Raw genomic sequence first — 6,858 nt, forward strand, 5'->3', positions numbered from 1 at the left:
GTGCAGTTCGATGCCGGGCTGCTGCTCCTGCGTGTGCGGCGCGTTGGCCATGCTGTAGCTGCGGCGGCTGCCATCGCGCAGCACGAACTCGACGTACTGGCCGGCGTGGTAGCGCAGGCGGTCATTGGCCGGCAGCTGCAGGTGCAGCACCGCCACGTCGCCGGCCGGCCGCTCGATGCGGTTGACGCGGCACGGCATCTTGCGCACCGGGAACTCGCCGGCGCCGGCGACGGTGCGGGCCTCGAGCACCACGTCGGTCTGCGGTGCGGCGCAGCAGGTCAGCACGAAGCCGGCCTCTTCCTCGGCGTCGCTCAGCGCCTTGGCCTGGTGGGCGCCGTGGATCACGCGGCCTTCGAGCAGCTTGCACTTGCAGGAGCCGCAGGCGCCGTCCTTGCAGCCGTAGGGCAGGCCGATGCCCTGGCGGATCGCTGCCGCGAGGATCGGCTCGTCGCGATCGACCTGGAAACTCGTGCCGCTGGGCTGCACGGTCGCGGTGAAAGTCATGGGGTAACCTGTTGACAGGCCCTAGAAACCAGCCCCCGATTCTGCCCGCGATCCAATGCCCTTCCGCCCGGACCTGCCGACCCGCTTCAAGCGCCCCACCGTGTTGATCGTCGGCTGTGGCGACGTCGGGCAGCGCGTTGCCCGCCTGCTGCAAGGGCGCTGGCGCGTGCTGGCCCTCACGTCGTCGCCTGCGCGCGCGCCGGCGCTGCGCGCGCTCGGGGCGCTGCCGCTGCTGGGCAACCTGGACGATCCCGCGACGCTCGGCCGCCTCGCCGGCCTGGCCGACGCGGTGCTGCACCTGGCGCCGCCGCCGGGTGAGGGGCCGAGCGATCCGCGCACCGCGGCGCTGCTGCACGCGCTGGCCCGCTCGACGCGCGTGCGTCGCATCGTCTACGGCAGCACCAGCGGCGTGTATGGCGATGCCGGCGGTGCGCGCTTCGACGAGACCCGCGCGCCGCTGCCGGCCAGCGACCGCGCGCGGCGGCGCGTGGATGCCGAAGCGCGGCTGCGCTGGCACGGCAGGCGCTTCGGGGTGGCGGTGACGATCCTGCGCATCCCCGGCATCTACGCCGCCGACCGGCCGGGCGGGCACCCACGCGAGCGGCTGGCACGCGGCACGCCGGTGCTGCGCGCCGAAGACGACGTGTACACCAACCACATCCATGCCGACGACCTGGCGCGCGCCTGCATCGCCGCGCTGCACCGCGGCCTGCCGCAGCGCGTGGTGCATGCGAGCGACGACACCGAGCTGAAGATGGGCGACTACTTCGACCTGGCCGCCGACCTGTGCGGCCTGCCGCGCCCGCCGCGCATCACGCGCGACGAGGCGCGGAAGCAACTGCCGGCGATGCAGATGTCGTTTCTCTCGGAGTCGCGCCGGCTCGACAACCGGCGGCTGCGTGAAGAGCTGCGGTTGAAGCTGCGCTACCCGACGGTGCGCGACGGCTTGCTCGCTTGACTTGATCGAGGTCAGACCCCGAGCGACTGGGTCAACGTCTTCATGCGATCGGTGGCGCGCGCCTTCAGCGTCTGCGTCTCGTCGCCGCGCTGCACCTCGAGCGTGACCTCGCGCTCGGGCGTGCTGCCGCGCCACAGCGTCTTGTAGAAGCGCTCCAGCCCGCCGACCGCGACGCCGTCGATGCGCAGGATCAGGTCGCCGGCCTGCAGCCCGGCGGCCTCGGCCGGGCTGCCGCGGTTCACCTTGACGACACGCACCTGCCCGCCGGATTCGACGCAGTTCACGCCGAGCCACGGCCGGTGGCTCATCGCGGTGCTGCCGCTCTCGCGCATCTCCTTCAGGATCGGCTTCAGCAGGTCGACCGGCACGAACATGTTGCCGGGCAGCCGCGGCGCGTCGGCGCCGGCGGCGTCGGCGACGATCAGCGAGCCGATGCCCAGCAGCTCGCCGTTGGCGTTGAAGAGCGCGGCGCCGCTGTGGTCGGTGCGTGGCGGCGAGGTGAACAGCGCGCCGTCGATGTGGTACTCCCAGTAGCCGGAGAAAGCACGCCGCGACACGACGCGCGCGAGGCTCAGCTCGCCCTGGCCGGCGGGCGAGCTGCCGCTGACGATCATCACCGGCTCGTCGGACGCGAGCTGGCTGGTGTCGCCGAGCGGTGCGGGCGGCAGGCGCAGCGGCGCGAGCGGCTGCAGCAAGCCGAAGCCGGACGCCTGGTCGTAGGCGACGACGCGGGCCGGCACGATGCGCGCGGAGTCGAGCTGCAGGTCGACCTGGTCGGCCTCGAGGATCAGGTAGCCGATGGTGAGCACGAGGCCGTCGGTGCCGATGACGACGCCGGAGCCGAGGCGCAGCTTGCCGAGGGTCTCGGCCGAGGTGGCGTGGCCGAGCGCCTGGACCTGCACGCCGACCACCGCGGCCGCGGCGCGGGCGAGCAACTCGCCTTGCTCCTTCAGCGTGGCATCGTCATCGGCTGGTGCTGCCGCGAGCGCGGCGCTGCACGCGGCCCATGCCCCGAGCAGCCAGCCGGCTGCCCACCTGCGCGCGATGCGGCGCGTTGCCTGAAGCCGATCGTTCATGGGCCCTCCGAACGAGAAACTCGTGCGGTGAGCATGAGCGCTTCGGCCCGTCCCTGGGCGAGGCGGGGGCTTTCCGCGGCGTGAAATCAGCGCCGGCCGAACGGTGGCTGGCCGCGCCAGTAGCGGATCATCAGCCAGCCGCCGAAGATGCCGCCGAGGTGGGCGAAGTGGGCGATGCCGGCCATCGTGCCGGTGACGCCGAACAGCAGTTCGAGGCCGCCGTAGATTGCGACGAAGGTCTTGGCCTTCATCGGGATCGGCGGGATCAGCGGCACGATGGTGCGGTTCGGGAACATCATCGCGAAGCCGAGCAGCAGCCCGAACAGGCCGCCCGACGCGCCGACGGTCGGAAAGTTCGCGCCCATCAGCGCGCAGACGATGAGCTGGAAGCCGGCTGCCGCGACGACGCTGGCCATGAAGAACTGCAGGAAGCGCTTGGCGCCCCACAGGCGTTCGAGCTCGGCGCCGAACATCCACAGGCCGAGCATGTTGAACAGCAGGTGGTTGAAGCTGCCGTGCAGGAAGCCGTAGGTCACGATCTGCCAGGGCAGGAAGCCCGCGCCGATCGGCCACAGGGCCAGGAAGCGGTCGACGACGAAGCCGAGCACGTACTGCAGGCAGAACATGCCCACGTTGATCAGCAGCAGGGCCTGGGTGACGGGAGGCAACGAAGGCATGCAAGGTCCGCAGCAAGGGAAGGGGCGCCAAGGGTACCCGGTTTGGGGATATCCCAGAAAGGCTGTGGCACACTCTCACCCCCTGCACCGGCCTCGGTGGCGAAATTGGTAGACGCGCGGGACTCAAAATCCCGTTCCGCAAGGAGTGTCGGTTCGATTCCGACCCGAGGCACCACCACCCCTTTTTCGCATTCGCGAAAATACGCTGAACTCCCCGATCATCCGCGCCAAACTTGGCGGTGCGGGTGCCGAAGGCTGGATCGAACAAGCGCGGATGGCGAGCCGACAGCATTCGGATCGCGAGGTTCAAGGCGACGATCCCGTTCATCGACAAGCCGCTCACGGAGATCACGCCGGACGACTGGTCGACCTGGCGCGACTCGCCCGCGGCAGGAAGTGTCGATCGCAAGCCTCTCGCGCCAGGTTCGATCGCGCGCGACTTCAACGTGATCCGGGCCATGTGCCGCATCGCACTCGACGAGTGGGGATGGCTCAAGGGCAACGTGCTGACTCGCGTCAAGAGCCCTTCGCCGCCGCCGGGCAAGGAGCGCGTGATGTCGCCGAAGGAGGTGACAACCCGCCGGCAAACCGTTGGACCGGATCGCTGGCGAATAGCGATTCTTTTCATACGGTGCTCGACGCCTGGCTGGAAACACAACGTCGCGCTGAGCCATGACGCGTGGTAAGGCAGGCAGCATCACCAAGGCGGCCGGGGCCCTGCGGGCGCCGCCAGCCTAGACGGACATCGTCCGCGGACCCTTGGCAGCCGCCTCGTCCATCAGGCGGGCGACGTCGGCCAGGAAGCGGTCCACCGCGAGCGKTTTGGTCCAGTACTCGTCGGCGCCGAGTTGGGTGGCGCGCGCGACTTCTTCCGGCATCGCGCTGGCAGACAGGGCCACCACGCACAGGTGGCAGGTCGCCGCGTCCGCCTTCACGCGGCGCAGGACTTCCAGCCCGTCGATGTCCGGCAGCTGCATGTCCAGCAGCAGCAGGTCGGGTTGCAGGCTGAGGGCCAGCTCGAAGCCGCTCCTGCCATCGTGCGCGCGGACGAAACGCAGGCCGGCCCAGCGCGCCAGGATCTGCTCGACGAGGAGTGCATTGACGTCGTTGTCCTCGACGTAAAGCACCGTGCCCCGCGGCGCCGCCGGCGCGGTCTGCGGCAGCGGTCGTTCCGGCACGCACGGCACGGACTCGACGCGCGGTAGCGACACGCTCACGCGCGTGCCGATGCCGAGCTTGCTGTCGACGCCGATGTTGCCCTGCATCAGCCGCAAGAGCTGGCGGGTCAGCGCCAGGCCGATGCCGGTTCCTTCGATGGCCCCACGCTCGCGCCCGAGCCGGTTGAACGGCTCGAACAGGTGGGACAGCTGCTCGTTCGTCATCCCGAGGCCGGTGTCCTCGATCTGCAGGTGAACCCACTCGAGTTCCACGCGCAGCGAGACCGTCACGACGCCGCCGGGCCGGTTGTACTTGACCGCGTTGGAGAGCAGGTTCAGCACGACCTGGCGCAGCCGCGTCGGATCGGCGCGCACCCCGACCGGCGCGCAGGCGTCGTAGGCCGGCACCAGCGAGACCGCCCGCTCGTCGGCGGCGCGGCGCGTCATCTGCATCGCTTCGTCGAGCAACGGCAGCAGCGCGAGCGGCTCGGCCTGGACCGCGAGATGGCCGGCCTCGATGCGGGACACGTCGAGCACGTCGTTGATGAGCGTCAGCAGGTGCCACCCCGCCTGCTGCAGCAGGTCGAGCTGCGCCAGTTCAGGCGGCGTGAGGCGCTCCTGCACCCCCTGGCGCAGCAGTTCGGCGAAGCCCAGCACGGCGTTGAGCGGCGTGCGCAGTTCGTGGCTCATGCGCGAAAGAAATTCGGTCTTGGCGCGGCTCGCGGACTCGGCGCGGGCGAGCGCCTCGCGAACCTGCTGGGCCTCGTGCAAGTCGGTGATGTCCAGGCTCATCACCAGCAGGCACGCCTCGCCCATGTAGTCGATCGGCTCGGCGTTGAACAGTTCCTGGGTCGGCCGGGCATCGCCGCGGTGCACGCGCATCATGCGGTTGCGCACCCGGCCGTGGCGCTGGAGCTCGGCGTAGAAGGCCTCGCGATCCTCGTCGCTCAGCCGTGCCGCGAGTTCGACGGTCTGGCGCCCCAGCATCTGCTCGCGCGTCATGCCGATGGCGGCACAGCAAGTGTCGTTGGCCGCGAGCACGCGCCGCTGCGCGATGGAGAGGATCGTCGACGACACCGGCGCGGCGTTGAACAGCAGCTGGAAGCGCTCGAGGCCGGCCTGCACCTCGCGCTGCGCGCGCTCGCGTTCGTGCTCGCGATCGATCGCATCGAGCGCGAGGGAGATGTCGCCGACCAGCTTGTCGAGCAGCTGCATCAACGGCTCGTCGAAGAAGCCGGTGTGGCCTGCAGCCAGCATCAGGACGCCGTCGACACCGCCGCGCCGATGAAAAGGCAGCCATGCGAACGCGTGCACGCCGTGCGCCACGGCCTGGTCGCGCCACGGCGCCGCCCGCGGGTCGTTCTGGTAGTCGTTGCTCGCGATCGGCCGCCCCTCCCGCAGCGCCTGGACCGTGTAGGAGGCCTGCGCCCGCGCCTCGCTGGTGTCCCACGGCTGTGGAACGCCGGCGAGGATCTCGGCCGCCGGCCCGGCCGTGGCGCAGCGGTGGGCGAAGACGCCGTCGAGCACGTATACGCAGGCGACGCGAGCATGGCCCGCGTCGACGCAGATCTCGCAGATCGCCTCGAACAGCCGGGTGCGGTCCTTGATGCGGGTGATTGCCTGGTTGGTCCGCGACAGGGCGTCGTAGAAGTGCGCCATCCGCTGCAGCAGCGCGTGCGCCGCGCCGGCGTGCTTGTCTTCGCTCAGCAGGAGGGCGACCGGCAGGGCCATCGCCAGTGCGAGGGTGGCCGGTCCGAATGCGGTACCCTGGATCAGCGCGGCGTCGGCACCGGACCCTATGGCGAAGCCCAGCCAGCCCGCGCTCGACAGCGCGGCAGCGGCCAACAGCGCGTGGCCGCACTCGCGCTCGCTGCGCGCCCGCACCGCGCAGAGCATGCCGAGCGACAGGTCGAGGCATGGCGCCGCCCAGCGGGCGAGCGTCGGCGGGGCGAGCGCAAGGACCAGGGCCGGACCGACCAGTGCCGCCTTCGTCGCGCGGCGCTGGCCGAGGTAGTCGGCGACCGCCCACGCGATGAGCGCGCGCGGCAGCAGCGCGAACTCCACCGGCAGTGGCCCCGGCCATCCCAGCGTGGTCGCGCCGGCCAGGGCCGAACCGATGGCGGCCTGCAGCAACCACAGGTGACGTTTGCGCCGCCAGATGACGCACAGAAGCGCCGCGACGATGGCAAGCGCAATGGCGACGACTTCTGGCAATCCTGGCGGACGGTACATCGGAGTCCCCTGTCCCGGGCGATGGTAGAGGTCGTCGAGCAGCATGTACAGCCGAATTCGTCGCAGGCGCCCTGCTCCCCCTGGGGCGCCCTGTGCTGGCTGGACACAGCCTTACGCTGGCAAAGAGACCTTGAGTCGACCGGCATGCAGAAGGATCGCTACATCGTCGAAGATGGCCGGAGGTGCAGGAAGTCCTCCACGCGCTGCCAAGTCAATTCTGACGCGCGCTCGTCGTAGTCCGGCAAGCTGGTGTC

5 protein-coding genes, 1 tRNA gene and 1 pseudogene are annotated in these 6,858 nt (G+C 70.5%); 2 read left to right on the plus strand and 5 right to left on the minus strand.

Going from position 1 to position 6,858, the window contains the following annotated elements; translation table 11 throughout:
* Positions 1–504 (minus strand): 2Fe-2S iron-sulfur cluster-binding protein (locus AC1D15_RS13285; RefSeq protein WP_477826345.1); only part of this gene is annotated, 504 nt, incomplete at its 3' end.
* A gap of 55 nt (positions 505–559) precedes the next feature.
* Here AC1D15_RS13285 and AC1D15_RS13290 point away from each other — a divergent pair.
* Positions 560–1,462, plus strand: a complete 903-nt coding sequence (locus AC1D15_RS13290; RefSeq protein WP_477826346.1) for an SDR family oxidoreductase — start codon at positions 560–562, stop codon at positions 1,460–1,462.
* 11 nt (positions 1,463–1,473) lie between these two features.
* Here the strand turns inward: AC1D15_RS13290 and AC1D15_RS13295 are convergent, their stop codons facing one another.
* Entirely contained in the window at positions 1,474–2,538 is a 1,065-nt protein-coding gene (locus AC1D15_RS13295) for a S1C family serine protease (RefSeq protein WP_477826347.1), read from the minus strand.
* A gap of 86 nt (positions 2,539–2,624) precedes the next feature.
* Positions 2,625–3,215, minus strand: coding sequence for a rhomboid family intramembrane serine protease (locus AC1D15_RS13300; protein WP_477826348.1), 591 nt, complete (start codon positions 3,213–3,215; stop codon positions 2,625–2,627).
* Between the two features lie 90 nt (positions 3,216–3,305).
* On the opposite strand from AC1D15_RS13300, the gene AC1D15_RS13305 reads away from it, so the two are divergent.
* A tRNA-Leu gene (locus AC1D15_RS13305) sits at positions 3,306–3,390 on the plus strand.
* A gap of 412 nt (positions 3,391–3,802) precedes the next feature.
* Here AC1D15_RS13305 and AC1D15_RS13310 read toward each other — a convergent pair.
* Positions 3,803–3,889 (minus strand): annotated as a pseudogene (locus AC1D15_RS13310) (RidA family protein); the annotation flags it as partial.
* 60 nt (positions 3,890–3,949) lie between these two features.
* Positions 3,950–6,505, minus strand: coding sequence for an ATP-binding protein (locus AC1D15_RS13315; protein WP_477826349.1), 2,556 nt, complete (start codon positions 6,503–6,505; stop codon positions 3,950–3,952).
* Positions 6,506–6,858 lie beyond the last annotated feature (353 nt).

The sequence above is a fragment of the Rhizobacter sp. P2_H2 genome (genome assembly GCF_056403375.1).